The organism is Flavonifractor plautii ATCC 29863, assembly GCF_000239295.1.
In the GTDB taxonomy this organism is placed as follows: Bacteria; Bacillota; Clostridia; order Oscillospirales; family Oscillospiraceae; genus Flavonifractor; species Flavonifractor plautii.
This window is the reverse complement of sequence record NZ_JH417810.1, coordinates 64,721-87,117: the sequence shown is the minus strand read 5'-3', so window position 1 is coordinate 87,117 and position 22,397 is coordinate 64,721. Positions and strand designations below refer to the sequence as shown.

The window sequence follows — 22,397 nt, the reverse complement described above, 5'->3', positions numbered from 1 at the left end:
CTTTTCAATTTGCGAAAATTATTGTACCTTATCTTTCTTTTTGCTGCCTATATGTAGAAGTCTGATTTTACATGATAGGTGGAAATATGATATACTACAAACGACATACAGGAAAGCTGCTGCCGCAGAAAACGGCAGAGTAGCCAAACTGGGTCCAATGGACGCACCATTCAGAGGGCAAAACGCACTGCGAGGAATGTTTGAGGCTGGATGGCTGTTGGTTTCAGGAAGAAAAAGCCCCGCCTTGTCCGCATCATCCTTTTTGCCATTGCACACTGGATCTTATTCCGTACGCTGTAGTGTTTGGTAATGTTTCAGTATACAGCGATTATGGTAAATTTGATCCCTATTTATTTAACACAACCGGTCTGCAGACACACAATAAAGAAAAACTCTTCAAAGAATGGGGATATACTGTTGACGATGCAAGATGGCTGCAAGCAGAGATAGAACGGCAAGGGAGGGAAAGATATCTCTCTGGGCAATATGAGCTTGGAAAGCTAAATATGTTTGGACAAAGAATCAATATCAGAGTAACTATTCCAAGGAAAAATGGCTTCGGCGATATTTCTTTTGTCACAGGTTAGATGGTGAAACCCAACGGACAGATAAAACTGAATACACCATACAGAGGTAAATAATATGACATACATGGATCATGTAGAAGTTATCGTCGAAAAAGAAATGTACGCAAGAGATGGTGTTCATAAAGGCATGCAAGGGTGGATCACTGAACCAGAAAACATCAACGGATATTGGTTGGTTAATTTTCCTCAGTGCGGTGAAAAGAATGATATTGCTACAATTCCTGTCAGAGAAGAAGATGTGAAAGTAGTAAAAATCCTTGATGCACATGTGAACGAGCGCATTAAGGTGCAATTTGGAAAAGAAGTCGATCAGACAAAATCATTTGCCGAAAAGCCGGATGATCTTTCTGACTATCGCATTTGATAGGATAAAAACCTTTTGCCTGCTGCTTCCAAATCATTGATATGACTGGATTTTTCCAAGTCCTATCATTACATTCCGACCAAACCCCCTCTGGAGCGAACTCCAGAGGGGGTATCTTTGTTTATGCGCCGCAATTTCTGAGTTTATTTCAGCCCCAACTCACTACGAATCTCGTCATAATATTTCCGTACCGTGTTCCTGTCTGTCCCCACCGCCTTGGCGATGGCGCTCTTGCTGGTAACCTCCGGATGCTCCCGCATATAGGCGGCGATGACTTTCTTCTTCTCACTGATCCCGTCCGGAATAGCATCCAGGTTTCTGCTCTCCTTGATGGCCTTGATCTCCGCCTTCATCTGTTCGATTAGCCCAGGCAGGAGCGCCTCACACTCCTCCCGTGTTTTAGCGTACACATTACGGGAGTGCTTTTTGCCGTCCGGCCACATTGGGGAGTAGCGTCCCTCCCAGCAGTTTTCGCTGATCTGGGTGATACAGCCGGTGCCGGGCTTCCGTTTCCTTCCTGCATAGGGCTGGAATGTGGTCATCGTCCGCTTCTCTTGCGGCTCCGCAGGTAATTCCTGCGGAGCCGCTTTCCCTATTTTCTGGTCGATTTTGGCCGCTGCCTCAGACCGCATGGGATTTGTGATGTGGGTGTAGATGTCCAGCGTGGTGGCCGCCGAAACATGGCCCGGCATGGCAGAGAGGGTCTTCACATCCATCCCGTTTCCAAGAGCGATGGTGGCAAAGGTATGCCGTAAATCATGGAAACGAATTTGCTTACACTGGGCGTGTTCCAGGATGAGGTGTAGCCGCGTTCTGATGTAGGCCGGGTCCAGAGGCGAGTCCTCCTTCACCGGCGCGGGGAACATCCACCGGGAGTTTACGCTCTCCTTGTACTCTTTCAGAATGTTCAGAAGCGTCGGAGGCAGGCTGACCGTGCGGATGGAGGATTTCGTTTTGGGCTTGGAAATCAGGAGCCCGTCCTCCTTTGTCCGGTAGACCTGCTTGGTGACTTGTAGTTCTCCGGTCTCCAGATTCAGGTCATCCCATTGCAGGGCCAGCAGTTCTCCCCGCCGCAGGCCGGTGGTCAGTTCCAGCAGGAACAGCTCGAAGTACCCCTCCGCCTTTGCGTGGATCAGAAACCGCTGGATCTCCTCACGGGTCAGCACCTGCATCTCCCGTGCTTTCTTGGGCGGCAGCTTGCATCCGACGGCGGGGTTCATGCGGATCAGCCCCTCCTGCACTGCCTTCTCCAAAGCGGACCGGCAGTTCATGTGGCAGGCCCGCACCATGCGGTCGGACAGCCCCTTGCCGTAGTGTTCCGCGTGGAGGAGCCGTCCGCTCTTTTTCAGTCGGGCGTAGAACTGCTGCAGGTCATTCTGTGTCAGCTGATCCAGAGGGATGTTTCCCAGTTCCGAGATAATGTGCCGATAGATCCTGCCCTCATAGCCCGAACGGGTGGTGGGTCGAAGCTTCGGCTTAGAGTAGTTCTGATACCAGAAGTCCATCCACTCTCCGAAGGGCATTTCGAGCTTAATCTTGTCTGACTTGGGTGGAGCGTACTGCTCCTGCAACTGCTTCAGCTTCTCTACGCATTCGCTCTTTGTCTTGGCCAAGACATTCTTGGTCTTGGGAAGGTTCTTTTCATCGTAGCCGATGACCACCCGGCCCTCCCAGCTGCCGTCTTCCTTTTTTCGTACCATGCCGTCGCCGGATGGCCTGCGTTTTGCCATGATGATGTACCTCCTTTGCAGCAACACAACATATCCCAGAAAGAGAGAACTATCCAGGGGCACGGCGAACTGTTATCAAAAAAGTTATCATTTGGGGTAGCGAACACAGTGGCAATCAATCAAAAATTTTTCTGTGATAAACCAAAATATATACATTTTTACAAAAATTGACCATCATAAGCAGCGACGAGAATTCTTTAAAAAAACAAAAGCACGAAAAACACTCAAAAATAGGCATAAAGGCTTTGATTTCTCTTGCAATAATTGAATTCTTGGAGAATTGGAGCTTGTTTGTAGCCCACTTTTTTACTCATCTCTTGATAGTATGTCTCAAGGGCTTTTTTGAATATGCTTTATAGTGCTTATTCTTTGTATATTGCGTGCTAAAAATTGGTACGCCCGTTGTCAGTCATCATCTATGTGTTTTCCTAACAGAGAACAGTTTCTGGGATTTTATCAATTCAAGTTTTAGTTGATAATTTCCATGTAATTAGGTATGATGGAAAAGAACCATCCGACCTTATGGTTTGAAAGAAGCAACTAACCATATATAAAAGTATCACAAGCAACTTACACTGTACGCATGGGATCATGCGTGATGTAGGCGGAAGTTTTTGGGAGATGCACACGAATCAGTTAAAGATAACTTTATTTCTATATAAAAATGGATTTTGTGTGTGGCGGAAACCACATCTGGGGGTGGATGTGGTTTCTTTCTTGCGGCCTTTTTGCGCCTTGCGATAACCTGTCTAAGTGACAGGTTATCGCAGGGCGCTTTTCTATCTTCGAAAAGGAGTCCGAGAATATGAGCCTGAAATACACCTGCCTCGGCTGTGGGACACCCTTGGGTTACGAGGGACTGTGCTGGAAATGCGAGTGCGAGAAAAGCCGAAAAACCGCGCTGGGATGGATGCCGGAACAAATCGCAGAGAAGCAGAAAAATCTGATTCAGAATATCCAGCGGCTGGCGGATATGGAAGACCCGGAGTTTACCGACTTCTGGCAGCTTTTAGGCTACCGGGATGCCATTACCCCGGAGATCCAACGGGCAGCACTGGCTGTAGAGGGATTCTATCCCTGCGAACTCTATTACGGAGCACCGGATGATGTACGGGATGCGCTGATCACCGCTTTACTGGAAACGGATAGCTCCCAAAATGCTGCCGAACTGATGTCCTGCCTTGCCTTCCAGGGAGATGACAAGGCAATGGAGACTCTGCTGGAACTGGAGCGGAACCCCCGGCCCTGGCGCAAGAGTCTCTATGTGGATCCGTCCAGCTATGCCCAGTGTGGCGGCTGGACCTTTGATAAGGATGGCCATCGGACGCAGCTCAACTTCAATACCTGCTATCCTATGGTCAAGGGGGCGACCGGCGAAGCGTCTCCCGTTCGCATCGGGCGGGCACGGGAGGACACCTGTCCCCACTGTGGCGGGCATATGGTGGATCTGCTGGTGCTGGATGGGCGGGATGAGCGGCTGAAGTTCTTGGGGCTGGACGGTATTCTGACAGCCACCTGCTGTCCCAACTGCGTGGGCTTCCTGAAAGGCCCCGCCTTCAACCGCTTTACCCTGGACGGCGGCGTGGAGGTCTTTCCCTCGGAGCTCTTTGACGGGGCGGAGGGGATAAAATGCTATGTCCGGCCAGAGGACTATAAGGCACTCACCGAAAATTCTTTTGTGCTGGCCAAAACACCTGTGCCCCTGTTTTACGGCGCCGCCTGCGACGATGTGAACACCATTGGCGGCTTTGCCAACTGGGTGCAGGACGCGGAATATACCATCTGCCCCCACTGCCGAAAGCCCATGAAGTATCTGGCCCAGATCCAGTGGGATACGGTGTATGACTGTGCGGAGGGAACGCTCTATGTGGAGTTCTGTCCGGATTGCCAAATCCTATCCATGCAGCATCAGCAAACCTGAGAGGAGCGCATGCGATGAGTTTGCCAAAGCGTGACGGCGTGAAGGGCCGCTACTACCTAATCCACAAGCCGGATACTTCTCCAGAGGTGCTGGCGGAGGCGGATCTCTGCATCCAGGATGTTCTGGACGGTACTGCTCGTGAAAATCACTCCGATTACCCGACCGTGGTGCGAAACCACAACGGAACGCCCTTTCTCCCTGATCAGCTGCTGGAGCGGTATCTTTCCCGACTGCCGCTGAAGGGATTTCCCTGCGAGGATGCGGTTTCCCTCTGCGATGCCATGCGGCGGCTGGTTTGCTGGGAGGAGATCCGCTATGAGTTGGAGAAGTACATAGAAAAGCAGGTGCAGGAGCGGTTCTTCCTTGTGGGAGAGCGGGAAGATGGGTTTACCGTCTTTCCGCCCTGCACGGTGTGTCCGGAATTGCGCCTGGAGGATGTGGACGAAGGGCTGCTGCGCTTTGCCTGCTATGTGGCAGTCTGCCACACCGTGTATGGGCAGAGTTTTGAGTCTCTCAAAACCGAACACATCCTCGGCCTGGTTTCCCAGCTCCGTCCCGACATGGTAAAAGAACTGAAAACCAATGGCAGCGGCAAATTGCCGCCTAACATCCAAACGCGGAAAACAAAGCACCTGACCGCCTCGGCCAATGATGCGTTTGCCACCGTCCGCATCACCGCCAGGGACTGCACAGAGGAGTGCTATGCGGAAGTCTTGGACTATCTGTGCGCGGTGCTGGAGCAGGAGGAATTCCCCCGCAGTTACTCGGTGGAGTTCCGTGGCTCAGAGAAAAACTATCTGCCCATTCCTGGACTTCCTAAAAAGGGCGTTAATCAGTTCTTTGCCTGTGCTGTCCAATACCCCAGATTACACGCCGATATTGAGCGGTATGCACGGCTGGCCATGCGGGAGTATGAATGGTACAACAACCTCTCCGATGAATCCTGCGCCATGCCCGGAACCTTCGCCGTGTTTGCTCTGGGACTGGAAGGAGAACAGTGGGCACCGCTCGTGACGGAGTATCTGGATCTCTGCGACGACGAGCACTCCTCCCTGCAAGAGAAATTCCTTCATGCCTTTATCCGGAAGTTTGGTTTTCAACCATGGACACTGGGGGTATTGGTTCGGGGCGCATTGTCTATGCAGTGGATGAAGCCTGCCAAGGAATTCCGCAGTCTGATTGCCAATGCGGAAAGCCTGGATGCTCTACTGGCAGTCAAGTGCCGCTTTTCCGCTTATCTCCTGTCAGAAGAAAATAAGGACCCGAAATTCCGGGCCATCGCTTGGCAGAGCCTACTCTGGGCCATCTGGGGTCCGTCCTCCGAAAACGGTGGCAGCAAGGTCATCAAAGCGGCCCCAGAAGAATTGAGAGAGAAATACCGGCAGGTATTTGCGTGAGGAGAACACCATGAAAAAAAGAAAAGTCAAGGACTTTATTGCCCTGTACGCCCCGGAAGATGAGGAAAAGCTGGTGCTGATCCAAAGCGGCACCAGCGCGGACAAGACCTTTCTGGATACTTTCTGGACGGCGCATACCCATGCCCTCGCCATGGCGGATGTCCAGACCGGACAGGTGCTCTCCGGCCGATGCTGCCTGAGCTGGCCGCTGACGGACAAGGAAAGGGAATCCGGTGACTATTCCAAGCGGTTTGCCAAGGGCAACATCTATCGGATCAAGACCCGCGGCTGGAAAGGCGACGCCCTCAGTGAACCCCAGTGGTATGTCACGGAGGTACTGGAGGAAGGTGTAACCTGTCCGGCACTGGAGGAGATCTGGGCGGAGTACACAAAGCCCATCCTTTTGGAAGATGAAGTGCTGGGGACACTCACGCTGGATCGTGAGATGAGCACATTCGATGGAACCTGCCAGTGGATGGGGAAAGAAGTCCGGATCTCGTTGGATGTGGAGATTGAAAAGAAAGCGTCCTGGACCCGCGTCACCAATGTGATGAAGAACCTGTTGGCAGATCAGGAAGTCTGGGACAAGTCCCTACGGGCGATGGCTGCTCAGACGCTCACTGCTCAGGCCAACGAATGGCTGGCAGACAATGACCAGACCGACCGGGCCCCGGAGAAGGACCCCATCACCGAGGAGGAGTTCGCCCGGCGCATCCTGCTCACCGAGTTTACAGTATCTCCCGGCGGGCGTTTTACCGCCTGGTATGAGGACGACGATATGTTCTGGGGCCATGTGGTCACTGTGGATGGAATACTGAAAAAGGGGCCCATTGGTGCGGATATGCAGGGATAAAGAGAGGAGAAACCTGAATGAACAGTGAGCAGATTACAGCCTTTTTGCAGGAGCATTGGAGCTGGGTGACACTGATCATCGGCGCTGTCCTGCTGATTGGTGCGATCATGAACTGGAACTGGCTCTGCGACCCCACCGGCAAGCCGGACTCCCACCGCTATGGCCGCGGCTCCCGGCGGGTGATATTCTTCTTGCTGGGGATCGTGCTGATTGTGACCAGTGTTATGTCTTGGATGTTGTAAGGAGGCCGAAACGATGACTGAAAAATATCCTACCTGGCTCACCGGCCATGTGAAGGAGTGGGCCGAGAAGCGTCTGCCCACCGTGACATTGTGTTCCACCACCGGCAATGAACTGCTGGAGGTGTGGTACTACGGAGACTTGCTTACAGTGAAGGGGGAGCCTCAATCCTATATTGTAGATAGTGACGAGGCCCCCGGACTGGTGGCGGCCCGTGACCCGGAGAGCGGCGAGGCGTTCATTATCTTCGACGGCGGGCGGCATGGCTATGACAATCTGTTCTGTGATGAACATGATCCGGCTGAATTGGAACACCGCCCCCTTAAGCGGTATGAGATCCCCGCCTCCAAACTAGTGCTGGAGCTGGGCTACAGCATTGACTATGAGGATGAAAAAGAGGGTTTCGAGGCGGACGAGGCGGATACCGTGGAACTGCTCAGCGGCAGACGGATGCCCTGGGAGCAGGTCAAGCGGGATGGCATTGACTACATTGCGCTTTACTATGTGAACGAGGAAGGAAAACAAGTACAGATTTTGGATGCGGAGCTGGCATGAGTACAGCCGTTCCATCCTCCGACAATCTAAGGAGGTACCCCATGACCCAGGAAGAACAGATCCGTCTCTACCGGCTCATGGAAAAGCTCAACTGGTTTTTCCACCAGGAGATGCACTATCTCGACCGGAATATTGCGGAACAGACCGCGCGGGAGTGTTATCCGGAGATCCGGGAGTTTACATATGATATTTTGTGGAATGACCTGCCCAAAGAGGTGCAGGATCAACTTGATTAGGATAAACCCTAATGACTTTGCACTGGCCCAGGAGGTGGAGTTGCAATGTCCATAACCGCTTATAAAATAGAATCCGTCGGGCATGACCGGACCGGCAAGGACTACGGCTATGTGAATATCATGTACCGCTACGGCAACAAGCGGTCCTGTCCCCAGCCTGATCAATGCGAAAAGATGGAAGTCATGTGGGCGGATGAGAGCGTCTATGGGCCCCCTGCTCCCGGCAGCAAGGTGGGTGACTTTATCATGACCTGGCTGATGGGCCCCTGGAACTGCGGGGTGTTTACCCACCGGGAGATCGCCCAGCGGCTGATGGATACCTTCACCGGCCTGAAGATCAAGGAGCTGAAGTGGTTCGAGAATCCCAGAGAGAAGACACTGAAAAGCGGCAAGCTCCGGGCGCGCCGGGCCAGGTGGCTTCCGGAGCGGGAGGTGGATCTGGTGTATCTCTACTCCGACTACTATATTGACGCAAGAGAACCTACTTCTGCCCAAACTGACTTCTTCACCGTCACAAGGATGGACGCCTGGGGCGTGAGCACCTGGTTCATGTGTACCCCACAGGCCGCCGAGAAGCTGATCGCTATGGATTTCGAAAATCTGACCGTCAAGGCAACCACCATTGTGGGATAGATTAAAAAGGAGTAAGCCAATGATGGCTTTGGAACAACTGCCCCGCAAGGTGGAAAACCCGGAACTGAAGCGCGTTCTGCGGGGCTACTTCCACATTCGCAGCCAGAAAAAGAAAGTGGCAAAGAGCATCACCGTCTATCAGGATGCTGCCGAGCGATTCGGAGAGTAAGCTGGAATGGAGGGACTGGCATGATCGGGACAGATGAAAACCGGGCGGTGCTCCATGTGGAGGTCATCTTTTGGATCGGCAAACGAAAGGCTCCCCCCAGCCTGGTCAGCGGAAAGTATAGCCCCCATTTTGTAGTCGTGGGAACCGCTGAGTATCTGGGTGTATGCTTCCTGGATGGAACCGAGTGTGTATTTGATGAACCGGCATTGGGGAATGCCCAGCCCCTCTACCCGGATACTGTGGACTACGGCCCGCTGGAACACAATGCGGAATTCTTGATTTATGAGGGGGCCAATTCCGTTGGCAAGGGCCGGGTGCTGGGCCGAACCGTTCCCTATCAAGTAAAGCAGCAGAGGAAGTAAGTCCTATGATCGAGGGTGGGTTTGAAGGATAAGGAGCAATGCCATGATATCAATAGACTTTCTGAACAAGGTATATAAAATCCTGGACTCGCAGGAATACAACCTCTCTTTTTCTCCCGCCAAGTTCAAGAACTATATGCTGTACTGCAACGGCAACTTTATCGGCGGCCTGTTCGATGAGGAACTGTGCTTCGTCTATGCCGACAGTGTGAGCGAACTGCTGGGGCAGCCGGAACCCGTCTACCGCGGCTACTCCGGCACCGCCCAGCACAGGATGCTGGTGATCCCGTAGGAACACTGGGAGAAGGCGCTGAAACTGCTCTATGCCGAGAAATTTGACTGGAGCCGTTTGGTGTACGACATCACATACACCAGCATTGGCGCGGCTGTGGTGGAGGACTTCTATGATGAGAATGTGGTGTTCCTTCGGTTCTGCTTTGACAAGGAACTGCTGAAAAAGAACCCTTTGGACCAGCAAGGCCGTATCCTTCGGATGGTCTATCTCAATCAGGACCTGACAAAAGCGGGCAAATATCTGTTCCCCAGACTGCTGCAAAAGTTTCTTGTTTTTACAGATCGCAGCGGGAAAACCAGTCTGGAAACCATGCTGAAACGGTGGTACACCACGCTGGAGAAGATGTACCGCAGTCAGACAGCGGGATAAGGAGGGCAACGACATGACAGAAGAAAACAAAACCTACATCCGCCAGCTCAAGGTCGCTGATGTCCCGTGGCATCGGCTCACCACCGCCTATGGCCGGGGGACGGATTTTCCCGCTCACCTGACAGTCCTGGAACAGATGCGTGATTTGGCGTCAGTCAAAAAGTCCCTCTACGTGTTCACCACCAACCTGGAGCACCAGGGCACCCTGTGGCACGCCACCCCCTTCGGCACGGTGTTCCTGAGCCGGATTCTGGAGAAGGCCCTCATGGAGAGCGGCCAGAACCCCGTGGCTCGCTTCCTTGCCGGGAAGCTGCTGGACTTCTTTGCCTGCATCCTCCAGTGCTTCCACGATGGAGATGAGATGGAACACGCCTCTCCCCTCCCCTGCTTCTCTGATCTGCTGAAAGAAGAATACCTGTGGTCAGAGGAATACGACGAGGAAGAAGATGAGATGCGCTACGAGGAGGACGAGGTCTTCCCCGCGGACTTGTTCTACAGCTTCTATTACTACTCCTGGCAGGCGGTGCTGGCCTACCGAGGAGCACTGGAACAGGAAGTTTCTCCGGAGTTTCTCCCCAAGATTGCGGCGGTTTTGGAAGGACTGTAAAGGAGGTTGCGCCCATGTTTGAGGAATTCTATGGGATGTACGAGCCTAAGGAGCAGGAAGTGGTCGCTCTGATCAAGCGCTGTATCGGGGGAGGATATCACAACAAGGGAGACTTTTGGGGAATGACCGTTGTAACGCTGGGCATGGTGTTCTGTGACACCGGTAAGGTCAGCCCCAAAGAGGAGCGGCTGGAGTGGCCGGTCACCAACGAGGAGCGGGACGGCGAAAGGGGCTGGGGACGCTTTCGCAACGAGCAGATCTGCCGTCTGAAGATCCGCCGGATGAAGGAAGAATGGGCGCAAAACCTGGTGGCGCGGCCCTGGTGCATCTCCGAGGTGGTCAGGGCTCATGAGGACTGCCCGGAGCTTCAGGCCATTCTGGACGAGTACCACAAGCCGGTGGTGATCCAGGACGAAGTGCTGGGTGAGCTGACGCTGGATAAGGACTATGATGCCTTTGAGGGTGAGATCCAGTGGTGCGGAAAGGATGTACGCCTTTCTCTGGAGGTCAATGCTGAGAGCAAGCCCTCATGGACTCGCGCCCGCAACGCCGCCAAGAGGCTGGTTACAGATCAGGAAACCTGGGACAAGGCCATGCGGGACTTTGCGGCCAAAAACCTGACTGGGCTTGCCAACAACTGGCTTTCCCAGGATGAGGAAAGCGCCCGTGACCCGGAAACAGCCCCCATCACGGAGGAGGAGTTTGCCCAGCGCATCCTGCTCACCGAGGTTTCCGTTTCTCCCGGCGGCCGTTTTACCGCCTATTATAACGATGACGATATGTTCTGGGGCCATGCGGTAGAGGTTAGCGGCTCTTTGAAGAAGGGCATTACCTATGCTAACCTTGCAGGATAAGGAGGATAGCTTGATGAAACTGAACAGTAAACGCATTGATTTTGAATACACGCCCAGCGAGGAAATCTTTACCTTTTCCGAGGACACGGGACTGCCCTTTCTCTTTGATGTAGATGAGGAACTGACCGACAATCCTTCTGCCATGGACGCGGTGGGCGAAATGCTGGATGAGGCGGAGACATTGGCGGAAAAGGCCAAGGCCGCCATCAAAGCGGCGCTGTCGGACCAAGGCGCCCCCTACCACGACCTCGTGACCTTTTTCATGCAGTTCCACCGGGACGATGTAGGCTCTGATATCGCGGCTGATCTTTTTCCGGGAACCGATCCGGCCAAGCTGTCCTTTATCGAGATGGTGGACTTTTTGCGGCTCAAGCGTTTTGGCAGCTTGGTGGATGGCGAAACCGGCCAGCAAGCCTTTATTCTGGACCTGTCTTTCAACCCGGAAATCACCGACGAGCTGATGGTGGTTTACTTTGACTTGAACAAGGAGATTTTCTGCATTACCCATGAGAGCTGATGAAAAAAAAGGGCGGAACACTTGCCCACGCTTTTGATCCAGCAGATCCGCCTGCAATGGTATAAAGACTGTCGGGGGGGAAACGACGCTGTGCAAAGGAACCAGTATCCCAGAGCAATGCGTCTGCCGAAGGCAGGGAAGCATTTTTTGCCACCGATGGCAGCGGCCAAAGCATGATTGTCCTGTTTGCGCCCGAAGGCTGCGTCATCAACGGTGTGGACTCCGAACTCTACGACTAGGAGAAAAACTCCCCTGAATCGAAGACCTGACCGACGGGATGCCGACCGCTTTGCAAAAGCTCATGACCAGCCATGAGGTCAAGAAGATGAAAAGCACCTTCTGCGTCTGGACGGAAGATGGCATCGCCTGGCACTGCAATCCGATGGACGGCGAGGATGCGTCCAGGGACCTGCTCTCCAGAATCGACGGCGAGGCACAGACCTATGTGGAGTACGGGAAGTGGTTTCCCGCTGACCTGCCTTTGGAAGCTGTGCGCCGGCTTGCGGACGGGGCGCCGGTGACAAAGGAACTGGTCGCCGCGCTGAACCCCAGGCGCAGCGAGTGGGAGGAAATCAAGGCAGGACTGGATAAGATCGGCTATCCAAATGAACTTTGATCTGTAGTAGACAGGAGATGGTTCGAATGATCAAAGAACGCACCCTAATCTCCGGCGACCTCAAAAGCAAGGTCAAGCAGCTGATGGAGTACGCCGGGTGGTACGAAGGGCGAAAAGTTGACATCTCCATTGCGGAGCAGTATTACGCCGATCATGGCGTCCCGATGATGAAGACCGTCCAGCGGTTTTACCGCAAGTATTTCGGTCTGTGCTGTGAGTGGTACCTGGAGCAGAAAAAGATGAACTGGGCGGCTGACTTTGAATTTGCTTTGTTTCCTTACCTGGTTAACGGGATCAAAGATCATTTGGAGGACGCCTATTTTCGGGACATGTCCGGCTGTGAGCTGGCGGAGATCGAACAGGCCGCCGGTGAGCGGTGTCAGCCTATCGGTCATATCGGCTACTACTACCCGGCAGAGGTTTGGATCTCCGAGTACGGGAAACTGTATGCGAAATATGAGTATCAGGATGAGATTGAATGCTTTCCCGATGTGTTCGCCCTGATCGAGCGCGATTTGCGGCAGTGTATATTTGATTCCGCTGCCATGAAAACCGTGGAGGCGCTGGATGGGAAGCAATGAGAAATCAATCGCAATCATAACTGGAGGAAATAGCTATGGATTATTTGAAAATACTGCGTGAAAATCCTAATTTGGCAGAGGAATTTGATTCGCTTTTTGACTTCTTCCTGCTGGATGAGTTGTCCCCGAGGGATGAGGCGGACGGTCGAGCAACCTTCACACTGCCCGGCATGGCATTTGCCAGAGATGGCTCCGGCGGAGAATACCACTTGTTGGAGGATGGCTCCATCGGCTATTACAGCAGCGAAGGTGAGACAGGCCGTCTGGCTGAGAGTATGGACGATCTCTTTTCCCTGCTTGTGAGCTGTATCTGCTGGCATGACTGCTGTGATACAAAGCAGTATGTGGATTCCAAAACACTGGAGGAATATGGGCAGAGGCAGCGTAACTGTAACTTGGAAGATATGGATAGGGGCAGCTTGCGGCGGGTGTCTGATGTGCTCGGTATCCCTACCGGTGAGGCGCTGGCTCCTGTTCTGGAGAGGTTCCGCAAAGCAACACAGCGCCAGCCCCTGTATCAGTGTATTTTCCATGAGGACGACGGAAGCCTGACCAAATCATACGGTTTGATGTTTGAATGAGAAAGGAGCAATCACGATGAAAGCATTTGACCCGGATTATAAGCTGTTGGACGAGATGTATCAGGATGATTACTATCCTGCTTTTCTGGTAGACAGGGTAAAGGACGAGCTCCAGAAGGTCATCGACTTGCTGGAAAGCGGCGAAACCGACACCGAAGTGATACAGGAAACGCTGGATGAGGCAGTCTGCGGCATCAATGATCTTCAGGAGGAGTTTGACGAGAACGACAGCGAGATCGAAACGGTGGCCCGTGATTGCATCGGCGTTACCGTGGCCTACATTCTGGAGTGGTTCAATATCCCCATTGACACCGAGGAGGCCATCCGGGAAAGGGACTGGTGATACCCATGGCGAAAAAAGAACCGGCCGTTTGTGATGAGTGCGGCAGCCTGTTTTTCAAAGGCTCTTCACAGATGATGGGACTGTGCCCGGAATGTGCCCATATTCTCTATGGCTATCCGAATTGTCCCCATCATTTTCAGAATGGCCGGTGTGTGAACTGCTACTGGGACGGCTCAAAGAGCGGGTACATAAAGGAACTGAATCAACAGGAGGAAGCTGATATGCCTACGACCGAATGGCTGAACAAATACGAATCCACCAAGGACAAACTGGCCTGCAAAGCTGACCTGGAGGCCCATTTTACAGAAAAATTGATTGGGAACATGGCGGTGGATGTGCTGGACATCGGCCCCGTCCATTTCCCCACCGGGCAGATCTTCGCCTGCGATCCGCTGGTGGAGCTGGAGGACACGCCGCCCTTTATACAGACAATCCCCGCCGGGACTTACCCAGTAAAAATCTGCGTGGTACCCAGTGAACAATACGGCGACCGCTACGCCTGTGTCAAGGTGGAGGTCAGCCAGGAGAAGCCTGTCCGCTATGAGTTGGGCATGACAGGCAAAGAGGATCTGGAGGAGGAACTGGGCGAGGACGATTATTTTGGCTTTGGCGTAGACGCCGGGATGGGGTGCATTGCGGATATCCAAACTCAGGCAGCCTTTAAGAGGTACTGGGCCAAGCGGCTGGAGGAGGACCCGGACATCGACCCCTACAACGACCTGTTCTGCGACTTGATGGAGGAAAACGCCAAAGCCCATCCCAAGTATCAGGAGAGCCACGGCGACTGGCTCAACTGGACGATACCGGGCACGGACTGCAACCTGCCTGTCTTCTCCTCCGGCTGGGGTGATGGCTACTATCCCGTCTACTTCGGCTATGGCGCAAAGGGCGAAATTTGCGCCATGTATGTGCGGTTCATCGACATCGAAGCCTGCTACAAGGAGCAGGCGTAAGGAGGCAAGCGATGGAATGGCCAAAACGGGCGCGGACAGCAGCATGGGAAAGCGGTGTCCTGACCCTGGATGGAGAAAAACAGTTTGAGGTACCGGAGCTGACCATGAATCTAATAGAGCGACTGGCTGGCTACACCCTGGTGGGGTTCCATGTGAAGGACTACCCGGTATCGGATGAACTGCTTGCAGCCTTTGCCGGACATAAAAGCATGGTCAACTTTGGTGTGGAAAACGCCGCCCTCACCGACGCCTGTTTTCCCATTTTTTCTGCCATGCCCAAGCTGCGCTATCTGCTGCTGGACGGCAACGCCGCCATCCACGGCAGCGGCCTGTCCGCCCTGCAAAACTGCAAGCTGGATCTTTTGACCCTCAACCGCACCGGGCTGGACGACGGCGGGCTGCTCCAGGCAGCCGCCATCCCCAAGCTCTCCCACATCCAGATCGACCATACCGCAATTACCTATGATGGTCTGCTGGCCGTCGCCGGGAACAGCCGGATCGAGCCGGTGGCCCATGAGCAATTCACCAAGGCGCAGATGGAACACTTCTTCCATATCCAGCGGGAGAAGGCCAAAAAGCCCACTGTGCTGGACGAGCAGGCGGCGGAGGAATGCCGCAGGGTGTTGTCCGCTTTCTTTGCCGAGATGACAGAATGGGAGCAATATATGGAGCAGGCCGGATTTGAGGACTCCGAAGCTGCGCCCCGCCTTCTGGCGATCTGGGAGAGGTATGTGAGCGAAAAGCCCCGTCCGGGCTACCGGCCGTTGGCACTCTCTTACAGCGCCCAGGGAACCTACAAGGGGGAAGGGTTCCTGGACGCGGAGCAGATCACCAAGAACAAGCTCTACATCTACACCAGAGAGGAAAACACCGGCTTTGACCGTCGCTTCCTCATGAAGCGTGTGGACGGGAGCTGGAAGATCGACGCGGTGCAGGAGCGGCTGGACGGCTGGCAGCGCGTGGGATTGTGAGGGATACGAAATGACATGGAAATTTGAAACATCCGGTTTCGATGGGCAGTGTACGTTGTTTGGCGTAAATATCTTTCAATACCGCTGGCGCGACTGCCGGGAAACAGCGGCGGTCATCGATCCCCATTACGGCACGGAAAAAGTGTTTCATGTCTATGAGGTGGAGATCAACGGGCAGATCCACCGCTTTGCCGCCGGGGAGTTCTCCAACTGCGTGTGGGGATTCTACCTGGAAAAGAACGGATGAGAGGATTGCTGCCCCATGAAAGCTAGCGCCGGATCGGTCTATACGGTCTACAACCAATACCTGAAACGCTACACCGCCTGTCAGGTGGCCTATATTGCACCGCCGGACACGGTGAGCAAGGAGTCCTGGGCGGTGATCCTCTCTCTGGATTGGGTGGGCGACGCCCCTCTGACCGCGGAGGAATTGCCCCATCTCCATCCGCTCTACAAGGACTTCATGTACTGGCCCCGTGACCTTCACCCGCTGCGGGTGCCGGTAGAGATCCCACCCCAGTACACACTGGTGGGCACCTTGCCGCCCTTCACCGACCAGCCCTGCCGCTCCTACGGCGGCTGGAATGACGGCTATGAGGTGTACCGTCAGATCAAGTGGCAGGAGATCCCGGAGGAGCGGCGGCGGGCCTTCAAGGAGGCCATAGAGAGCGACGGGGAAACGGAGATCGGCGGCAAGCCGGTGAAGGTCAGCAGTCATCGAGTGATCGACCAATATACCCCCTTTGATTTCGCGCTGGAACTGGAGGCGCTGCCCTGTCTCTCTGAAATCATCTGTAAGCAATGGCACCCGGATCTGCTGGAGTTTTTGCGGGGAAACCCCTTCATCCATGAACTGACCCTGCTAAACCACGGTCAGAGGGCACTTGATCTGCGGGGCACCAGCGTCAGAAAGCTGATGCTGGACATGACTGGCCTGGAGGAACTGTGGCTTGGCGAGGAGACGGAGCAGCTCCTGTTCCAGAACAAGGGGCCGGACGCCTGCACCATCCATGCCGCCGGAAATGGCAGCGGTTTAACCCTCCAATTTATCGGGGAATACCGCCCCCACCCGGAGCTGCCGAACCTGTGGGGACTGCATGGTATCCGGCTGGAAGAGTTTGACCTGACCGGCTTGCCCGTTGTTCATCCCAGCCTGAAGGAGCTGCGGCTCTGGGGCGCGCCGGGAAACCTGAGACATTTCTCTGCTGTGGCACAGTTCCGAGAACTGACAGACCTCTCCACCTTCGACCTGTTCGGCTTCGACGCGGCCGACATCCCAACCCCGGAGCAGATGCCAAAGCTTCACTGGCTCTGGATGACCAGCCTGCCGGAGGACGCTTCAAAAGCGGCAAAACAGCTCTGGAAAGGCAAGCCAGGCATGGATCTGCGAATCACCAAGCCCCGGAAACCGGAGTGGCTGGCGCAAAATCTGGACAACCCCTTCCGGGGCTGGGACGGCGCGGAGCATATCCCCGCCAGTGCCGCGAAAAAGGCAGCCGATCAATACCGCAAGACTCGTTCTCAGATGATGAAGCTGGCCGCTGAGCCGGACGGGGACGCCCAGACCCAGGCGCTGGAGGCGGTGGCAGCCTACACCCAGACCTTCAACAAGATGCGCTTTATCGAAACCGAGGAACGGGATGAAATTTATATGGCCCTGCGGGGTATCCTGGATGCCCTGCCGGGAGATACGCTCCAGAAAGATGCCCTGATCAAACAGTTTGAGCAGCTACGAGATTTTTGAGGATATGAATTGATGAGCCGAATGGTTGATGAACCCTATTTTACATATAGTACCTACAGCGCCCTGACCTCCGGCATCCAGGTGAAATGCCCAAAATGCAACCGCGCAGGTGTTGTGACAGCGGACGATGAAAATGCTTATTTCCGATGCCTGAGCTGCGGCCATCAAGAAACCCGCGACCGGACGGTCTACCGCTACGATGTGCATAACCAATGTAGGAACTGTGGCAGGTGCTATCGGGTGGACATTGAAGATGAGGCAAAGCAGCACTTTTCCGTTCTCCATGTGGCCTGTCCCTATTGCGGGACGACCATGTCGGGCGAGGTACACAAGACGGCGGAGGCTTTCTCCTATGCCGCTGAGATCAAGGACGGAAGGGAACCCTGGTTTGGTCTGGAACTGTGGTTCCTGACCTCCTTTCAAGGCAAGCCGGTCTGGTCTCTCAACCGGGAACATCTTGCCTATCTGATCGACTATCTCAGCGCCGACCTGCGGGAAAAGCCGCTGGGCATCCCACGAAAGACCCAGGCTGACCATCTGCCCACCTTCATGAAAACCGCAAAGAACCGGGAGCGGATCGTGAAGCTGCTGAAGAAAATGCAGGGGGAATGAGGATGGAGCAGAAAGTTATTTACAACGGCCAAGTTCTTACTCTGACCCAGTTTTGGGCTACGGGGGAGCCTTGCCTGTGGATCACCGACCCACAGCAGATCGGGATACCAAAAATGGAGTTTGTAGGCGGATACCCAAACGAATACTGCATTTTCCTGAAAAGTCTGACTGAAACGGAGTTGGCACAAATCACATCCCTGGACGGTACTCCACTGGATATGACAGAAGAACTGCGGCAGCATCTAACAGGAAAGGACAAACCCTATGGCGCTACAGGATAAGAAAATCATGCCTCCCCCTTGGCTGGCTCACCGGGAGATCGAGCGATACTCCATCGGCTGGCGCATGGGCTCTGGGGAGGATTACATAGACCGATTTGGCGATTGGCTGGACGCCCTCTCATCGGAGGAGCGGACGGAATACCGCCCCCTCTTTCCCGAACCGGTGACCTGGATGGGCTGGTGGGATGACGAGGACAAGGTTGAGGTGCTGGAGCATGGTGACTTCTGGGTGGATGCATGGCAGCCGGAGGGCCAGCCCAAGTACACCCACCAGTGGCTCCAGCAGGAATTTTCCATGGGGAGAAAGCGAGAACTGTACCTATTCTGGGGCCATCAGCCTGCCGAGGGCGGCCAGCTAACGAAAAGCTGCCTCAGCCAGTGGTGGATGGAGGACTTCTGGTCCATCGCTGACACCTATCTCTGCATGGAGCAGTATATGATGGCCGCAAAAGCTGAGCTGTTCGGTGACGGGAAGATCCGGGACCAGATTTTGAAATGCAGCGACCCCAGGCAGATCAAGGCCCTGGGCCGCAAGGTGCGGGGCTTTGACCAGAGGGTATGGGACAGGTTCAAATACGCCATTGTGCTGGGTGGCAACTGGTACAAATTCAGCCAGAACCGTGACCTGCGGGAGTTTCTCCTCTCTACCGGGGACAGCGTGCTGGTGGAGGCCAGCCCCTATGACAGCATCTGGGGCATCCGGCTCTCGTCCAGCTCCCCGGGGGCCCAGGACCCGATGAAGTGGCGGGGGCAGAACCTGCTGGGCTTTGCGCTAATGGAGGTGCGGGACGAGCTGCGCCGGGTGACGCAGAATGAAATGCTTTGCGATTGGAGTACGGTATGGCAGAAATGAAACTCTATGAACTGGTCAACCACTATCACATCGGCACCGAACTGACCTGCGCCGAGGCGATGTTCATGGCCTGCAATGAATATTACCATCTGAATTTGTCCGAGGAGACACGGAAGATGTTCTCCGTCATGGGCCTTGGGATGCAGACCGAGCAGTCCTGCTGCGGCGCTTTCACTGTGGCGGTGGGGATCATCGGTCTGATGACCGCCAAAGAGGGCCAGACCGATGTGAACAACATGGAGGGCTATCGGATGATTGCTGAATTAACAGACTTTATGCTTGGATTCTATGGAACACTCCATTGTGTCGAGCTGCAAAGGCTGGAGATCGTAGGATACGAAAACCCCTGCCATGCTATTGTGGAGGCGCTGGCCAAAAAACTGGAGGAGCTGCTGGCGGGCCGCAGCATCTTACGCCCGGCAGATGCAGGACAGATTGGCTCCTGACCTTTGGCAAAAGAAACAGGCCATCGTCGAGGAAGCCCGCCGTGCTGTGACGGAGCAGTATTAAGGTGGAGTACATCAAACTCTTTTGGGAGGGCGCACCGGAGGAAGAACCACCGGTCATCCTCTATGAGGTGGACACAGAGCATGAGCGGCTGGCCTTCCGTTCCATTGACATTTTCGCCGGCGGCCGCACCCACAACATCCCTGACCTTTACGACGGAGCCATTGAAATCACACCCATTCCCACCGTGGAGGAATTCAACGCCCATGTCTGGGGCGAGGAGTTCCATGCCTGTTTGATAGAGAAAACGGAATTTGAGGCCGTCTGGGAGAGCCACACCCACAATGGAGCGTTAAAGCAATCAGGAGGAATCTGATGAAACAGACAGATATTTATACTGAGGCCTTGGTCTGTCTGCGGCTAATCCTACAGACAGACCACCCGGAATTCAAAAACTGGCTCGACTGGCTGGAGCGGGATATTGAGGATTGGACCCAGCGGCGGGAGGTCGCCCACCATCTTTTAGCATACGGCGGAATGGGTTCTTTCAACGATCTGCCCAATATGCGGGGAAACCATGATTATATCTTCGATTTTCTCAAATCGGTGTGCTACACCTTTAGCCACCGCAATGGCAAGCGGCAAGGAATTTCACCAGAGGCATTGATGGAGGAGTGTGTCCACGATGCAGAGCAGGCATCCTATCATCCCCATAAGGGACTAAACCGAGCTATCGCCCAACATCTGATGCAAGGCAATTTACAGGATAATCTGGATCGACTGTAGGAGGACTTGCTATGAACGAAAAACGATTTCGCCCCCAATTCAATCAGATGGATACCACCGAGAAACGGGTGCTGATGGAGAACCTGGCTGGTCGTTATGCTATGACCTTCCTCGGTCTACATACCTTTGACCGCTGGGGCCAAAGCTGCACCACCGGCATATTCGAAAAAGATGGCCGGGAGTTCGTCTTTGTCCCCGGCGATACCGTCACCTTGGGCTGGGAACGGTTCGCTGTGGGACTGAATCAGGACAGTCGAGAGGAACTGGACTATCTGTTCCAGGAATGGGAGATGGAGTGTGATTCGGAGGAGATGATCCGTGAAAGCATGGCTCCCGTTCGGCAGGCAGCCATTGGCCCTATGCTGGTGGGCCGGGAGCTGGAGGAGCTGTGTTGGGAGCCGGTCAAGATGGACGATCCCAGACTGACCGCCCGCCCCGACTGGCTGAAGAAGTTCCGGGATTTTGCCTGGAGCGACCTTGACAGCCTTACCTTGCACCAGTCAGCCCGTATTGAGCGGACGGAAAAGGGCTTTCAGATCTGGATCTATAACCGCACAGACTACGGTGCGCTTCTTGACCAACTGGAGAAGCAGGGCCTTTCGCTGCCTACGGCGGACGAGTGGGCCTATCTGTGCGGCGGCGGGTGCCGCACCCTGTTCCCCTGGGGGGATGGAATGGACTACTCCATGCATCTGCACCATTTTGAACGTCCGGAGGATGAGGACAAGCCCTTCGATATGGAGGAACCCAACTTCTTCGGCCTGTCCGTCGCCTATGACCCCTATATGCGGGAGGTGGTGAAAGCCAAAGGGTTTACCACCTGCGGCGGCGATGGCGGGCGCAGCATCTGCGGCGGACTGGGAATCTTTCTCGGCTTCCTGCCCTGTTCGCCGCACTGTAAGCCGGAAGTGCAGGAGGAGAAGGAACTGAACGGCGACTATGACTTCTACCGGCCCATCATCCGGATAGAGTCAGCTTGAGAGATCATTTGGAGGACACTGCACGAGAGAGACAACACCTGATCTTACAAAGATCAGCAAATATGAGTTTAATCCTTCGGCACAAGCCGGAGGTCATCAGAACCTAATTGGACGCCCATGGCTGGGCGGATGTCAATGCGCTGCCGGCGGGCATCGGTAAGAAGTACCCCATCAATCGGGACATTCTGGAGGAGATTGTGAGGAGCGACAGCAAACAGCGGTATGCCTTCAATGAAGACCGGACGCTGATCCGAGCCAACCAGGGGCACTCCATCCAAGTGGATGTAGGACTCCCCGTAACCGAGCCGCCGGAGGCGCTGTACCACGGAACGGCCCAGCGGTTTTCCGCTGGCGGAGTCCTCCTATCGGGCGCTATCCCTATCTGGGCGACCGGGAGAAGGCGCTCCAGACCGCGAAGCGGTTGGCGACGGAGCGGCTGTGGGAGGTGGCCGGGCCGACACAGGTTCCGCCCCATGTCCTTCTTTGAGGACCCGAACCTGCGGGAGCTTTTGCTGGAACCGGAATCCCTCCGGCGCATCCGGGAGGCTGCCCTCATTGACAACGGGAGTTTAATACGGAAATAAATTGCTTGGGAATGGAGGATCTGCCATGAGCAAGGAGCTGAAACTGTATAAAGCATTTATTGACGGCCTTGTGGAGCGTAAAGACAGCATGACGGCCCGGTGGATCAAGGGCGATGGTTTCCCCCAAACGGATGACAACAAGGCAAAAAACGATCTTTTCGCCGCACTGACACCAGCGCAGAGAGAAGTGCTGGCTGAAATACTTCAGGACGAACACATTGCGGGTATCCATGATGCCCTTGCATATATCAATGAGATGATAGATCTGGAGGGACTGGAGCTTCATCAGGATGGTGAATCCTATCCCAACGACTATTTTGAGAGCCTGCACTATGACTTCATCAGCCGTTGTGACGGCGATGAGTGGCCGGAATAA

At 54.4% G+C, this 22,397-nt stretch carries 34 protein-coding genes; 33 read left to right on the top strand and 1 reads right to left on the bottom strand.

The genetic code is table 11. The annotated features are described in order from the left end of the window. The first annotated feature begins 200 nt into the window (after positions 1-200). Positions 201-587 carry a hypothetical protein gene (locus tag HMPREF0372_RS19330; RefSeq protein ID WP_080568044.1) on the top strand — a complete coding sequence of 129 codons (387 nt, stop codon included), beginning with the start codon at positions 201-203 and terminating at the stop codon, positions 585-587. A 55-nt stretch (positions 588-642) separates the two neighbouring features. After that, positions 643-951 (top strand): hypothetical protein, encoded by a 309-nt coding sequence (locus HMPREF0372_RS13015; protein ID WP_007493257.1) that lies wholly within the window; start codon positions 643-645, stop codon positions 949-951. A gap of 143 nt (positions 952-1,094) precedes the next feature. Here HMPREF0372_RS13015 and HMPREF0372_RS13010 read toward each other — a convergent pair whose 3' ends face one another. Then, the gene (locus HMPREF0372_RS13010; RefSeq protein WP_039997490.1) at positions 1,095-2,681 is read right to left on the bottom strand and encodes a tyrosine-type recombinase/integrase; all 1,587 of its coding nucleotides are present in this window, start codon (positions 2,679-2,681) and stop codon (positions 1,095-1,097) included. A gap of 805 nt (positions 2,682-3,486) precedes the next feature. On the opposite strand from HMPREF0372_RS13010, the gene HMPREF0372_RS13005 reads away from it, so the two are divergent. The 31 genes from HMPREF0372_RS13005 (at position 3,487) to HMPREF0372_RS12860 (ending at position 22,397) form a co-directional block, all read left to right on the top strand. Next, positions 3,487-4,602: a hypothetical protein gene (locus HMPREF0372_RS13005; RefSeq protein WP_039997488.1), complete on the top strand. Its 1,116-nt coding sequence runs from the start codon at positions 3,487-3,489 to the stop codon at positions 4,600-4,602. A 14-nt stretch (positions 4,603-4,616) separates the two neighbouring features. Then, on the top strand, positions 4,617-5,999 hold the full coding sequence (locus tag HMPREF0372_RS20755) for a DUF6138 family protein (RefSeq protein WP_007493248.1): 1,383 nt from the start codon (positions 4,617-4,619) through the stop codon (positions 5,997-5,999). A 10-nt stretch (positions 6,000-6,009) separates the two neighbouring features. Next, complete coding sequence (locus HMPREF0372_RS12995; protein WP_039997486.1) at positions 6,010-6,852, top strand: DUF2262 domain-containing protein; 843 nt, start codon at positions 6,010-6,012, stop codon at positions 6,850-6,852. 17 nt (positions 6,853-6,869) lie between these two features. Continuing rightward, positions 6,870-7,094, top strand: coding sequence for an Imm17 family immunity protein (locus tag HMPREF0372_RS12990; RefSeq protein ID WP_007493244.1), 225 nt, complete (start codon positions 6,870-6,872; stop codon positions 7,092-7,094). A gap of 13 nt (positions 7,095-7,107) precedes the next feature. Then, positions 7,108-7,647, top strand: a complete 540-nt coding sequence (locus HMPREF0372_RS12985) for a hypothetical protein (RefSeq protein ID WP_007493242.1) — start codon at positions 7,108-7,110, stop codon at positions 7,645-7,647. A 41-nt stretch (positions 7,648-7,688) separates the two neighbouring features. After that, complete coding sequence (locus HMPREF0372_RS12980) at positions 7,689-7,883, top strand: hypothetical protein (RefSeq protein WP_007493240.1); 195 nt, start codon at positions 7,689-7,691, stop codon at positions 7,881-7,883. Between the two features lie 45 nt (positions 7,884-7,928). Further along, positions 7,929-8,516 carry a hypothetical protein gene (locus HMPREF0372_RS12975; protein ID WP_007493238.1) on the top strand — a complete coding sequence of 196 codons (588 nt, stop codon included), beginning with the start codon at positions 7,929-7,931 and terminating at the stop codon, positions 8,514-8,516. A gap of 19 nt (positions 8,517-8,535) precedes the next feature. Next, positions 8,536-8,685 carry a hypothetical protein gene (locus tag HMPREF0372_RS12970; RefSeq protein ID WP_007493235.1) on the top strand — a complete coding sequence of 50 codons (150 nt, stop codon included), beginning with the start codon at positions 8,536-8,538 and terminating at the stop codon, positions 8,683-8,685. Between the two features lie 20 nt (positions 8,686-8,705). Continuing rightward, positions 8,706-9,047 carry a hypothetical protein gene (locus tag HMPREF0372_RS12965; RefSeq protein WP_007493234.1) on the top strand — a complete coding sequence of 114 codons (342 nt, stop codon included), beginning with the start codon at positions 8,706-8,708 and terminating at the stop codon, positions 9,045-9,047. Positions 9,048-9,090: 43 nt separating this feature from the next. After that, entirely contained in the window at positions 9,091-9,339 is a 249-nt protein-coding gene (locus HMPREF0372_RS21450; RefSeq protein WP_007493232.1) for a hypothetical protein, read from the top strand. A gap of 60 nt (positions 9,340-9,399) precedes the next feature. Beyond that, positions 9,400-9,711 carry a hypothetical protein gene (locus HMPREF0372_RS21445; protein ID WP_230979298.1) on the top strand — a complete coding sequence of 104 codons (312 nt, stop codon included), beginning with the start codon at positions 9,400-9,402 and terminating at the stop codon, positions 9,709-9,711. A 13-nt stretch (positions 9,712-9,724) separates the two neighbouring features. Then, positions 9,725-10,318 carry a hypothetical protein gene (locus HMPREF0372_RS12955; protein ID WP_007493227.1) on the top strand — a complete coding sequence of 198 codons (594 nt, stop codon included), beginning with the start codon at positions 9,725-9,727 and terminating at the stop codon, positions 10,316-10,318. A 14-nt stretch (positions 10,319-10,332) separates the two neighbouring features. After that, positions 10,333-11,172 carry a DUF2262 domain-containing protein gene (locus HMPREF0372_RS12950; protein ID WP_007493226.1) on the top strand — a complete coding sequence of 280 codons (840 nt, stop codon included), beginning with the start codon at positions 10,333-10,335 and terminating at the stop codon, positions 11,170-11,172. Between the two features lie 13 nt (positions 11,173-11,185). Next, on the top strand, positions 11,186-11,689 hold the full coding sequence (locus HMPREF0372_RS12945) for a DUF2004 domain-containing protein (RefSeq protein ID WP_039997483.1): 504 nt from the start codon (positions 11,186-11,188) through the stop codon (positions 11,687-11,689). A gap of 289 nt (positions 11,690-11,978) precedes the next feature. Continuing rightward, positions 11,979-12,305, top strand: a complete 327-nt coding sequence (locus HMPREF0372_RS12940; RefSeq protein WP_230979297.1) for a hypothetical protein — start codon at positions 11,979-11,981, stop codon at positions 12,303-12,305. 26 nt (positions 12,306-12,331) lie between these two features. Beyond that, a complete protein-coding gene (locus tag HMPREF0372_RS12935) occupies positions 12,332-12,886 on the top strand; it encodes an SUKH-3 domain-containing protein (RefSeq protein WP_007493216.1) in 555 nt (184 codons plus the stop codon). Between the two features lie 35 nt (positions 12,887-12,921). After that, positions 12,922-13,467 (top strand): hypothetical protein, encoded by a 546-nt coding sequence (locus HMPREF0372_RS12930; protein ID WP_007493214.1) that lies wholly within the window; start codon positions 12,922-12,924, stop codon positions 13,465-13,467. Between the two features lie 16 nt (positions 13,468-13,483). Further along, positions 13,484-13,810, top strand: coding sequence for a DUF5713 family protein (locus HMPREF0372_RS12925; RefSeq protein WP_007493212.1), 327 nt, complete (start codon positions 13,484-13,486; stop codon positions 13,808-13,810). A 221-nt stretch (positions 13,811-14,031) separates the two neighbouring features. Then, a complete protein-coding gene (locus HMPREF0372_RS12920; RefSeq protein WP_039997480.1) occupies positions 14,032-14,763 on the top strand; it encodes a DUF4241 domain-containing protein in 732 nt (243 codons plus the stop codon). A gap of 11 nt (positions 14,764-14,774) precedes the next feature. After that, positions 14,775-15,734 carry an NTF2 fold immunity protein gene (locus HMPREF0372_RS12915; protein ID WP_007493207.1) on the top strand — a complete coding sequence of 320 codons (960 nt, stop codon included), beginning with the start codon at positions 14,775-14,777 and terminating at the stop codon, positions 15,732-15,734. A gap of 10 nt (positions 15,735-15,744) precedes the next feature. Beyond that, entirely contained in the window at positions 15,745-15,981 is a 237-nt protein-coding gene (locus HMPREF0372_RS12910; protein ID WP_007493205.1) for a hypothetical protein, read from the top strand. A gap of 15 nt (positions 15,982-15,996) precedes the next feature. Continuing rightward, the gene (locus tag HMPREF0372_RS12905; RefSeq protein ID WP_007493203.1) at positions 15,997-17,478 is read left to right on the top strand and encodes a hypothetical protein; all 1,482 of its coding nucleotides are present in this window, start codon (positions 15,997-15,999) and stop codon (positions 17,476-17,478) included. Between the two features lie 12 nt (positions 17,479-17,490). Continuing rightward, on the top strand, positions 17,491-18,090 hold the full coding sequence (locus HMPREF0372_RS12900; protein WP_039997478.1) for an SIR2 family protein: 600 nt from the start codon (positions 17,491-17,493) through the stop codon (positions 18,088-18,090). 2 nt (positions 18,091-18,092) lie between these two features. Continuing rightward, on the top strand, positions 18,093-18,371 hold the full coding sequence (locus tag HMPREF0372_RS12895) for a hypothetical protein (RefSeq protein WP_174269969.1): 279 nt from the start codon (positions 18,093-18,095) through the stop codon (positions 18,369-18,371). After that, positions 18,355-19,224, top strand: a complete 870-nt coding sequence (locus HMPREF0372_RS12890) for an NADAR family protein (RefSeq protein WP_007493197.1) — start codon at positions 18,355-18,357, stop codon at positions 19,222-19,224. Before HMPREF0372_RS12895 ends, HMPREF0372_RS12890 begins: the two co-directional genes overlap by 17 nt. After that, positions 19,212-19,670, top strand: a complete 459-nt coding sequence (locus HMPREF0372_RS12885) for a C-GCAxxG-C-C family protein (RefSeq protein WP_009260970.1) — start codon at positions 19,212-19,214, stop codon at positions 19,668-19,670. Before HMPREF0372_RS12890 ends, HMPREF0372_RS12885 begins: the two co-directional genes overlap by 13 nt. A gap of 65 nt (positions 19,671-19,735) precedes the next feature. Further along, entirely contained in the window at positions 19,736-20,047 is a 312-nt protein-coding gene (locus HMPREF0372_RS12880; protein ID WP_007493194.1) for a DUF6881 domain-containing protein, read from the top strand. Next, positions 20,047-20,457: a DUF6966 domain-containing protein gene (locus tag HMPREF0372_RS12875; RefSeq protein ID WP_007493192.1), complete on the top strand. Its 411-nt coding sequence runs from the start codon at positions 20,047-20,049 to the stop codon at positions 20,455-20,457. The genes HMPREF0372_RS12880 and HMPREF0372_RS12875 overlap by 1 nt, the downstream gene beginning before the upstream one ends. Before the next feature lie 11 nt (positions 20,458-20,468). Further along, positions 20,469-21,437, top strand: a complete 969-nt coding sequence (locus HMPREF0372_RS12870; protein ID WP_007493190.1) for a hypothetical protein — start codon at positions 20,469-20,471, stop codon at positions 21,435-21,437. A 107-nt stretch (positions 21,438-21,544) separates the two neighbouring features. After that, positions 21,545-22,021, top strand: coding sequence for an RNA 2'-phosphotransferase (locus HMPREF0372_RS18775; RefSeq protein ID WP_007493188.1), 477 nt, complete (start codon positions 21,545-21,547; stop codon positions 22,019-22,021). Positions 22,022-22,046: 25 nt separating this feature from the next. Then, a complete protein-coding gene (locus tag HMPREF0372_RS12860) occupies positions 22,047-22,397 on the top strand; it encodes a DUF6547 family protein (RefSeq protein ID WP_007493186.1) in 351 nt (116 codons plus the stop codon).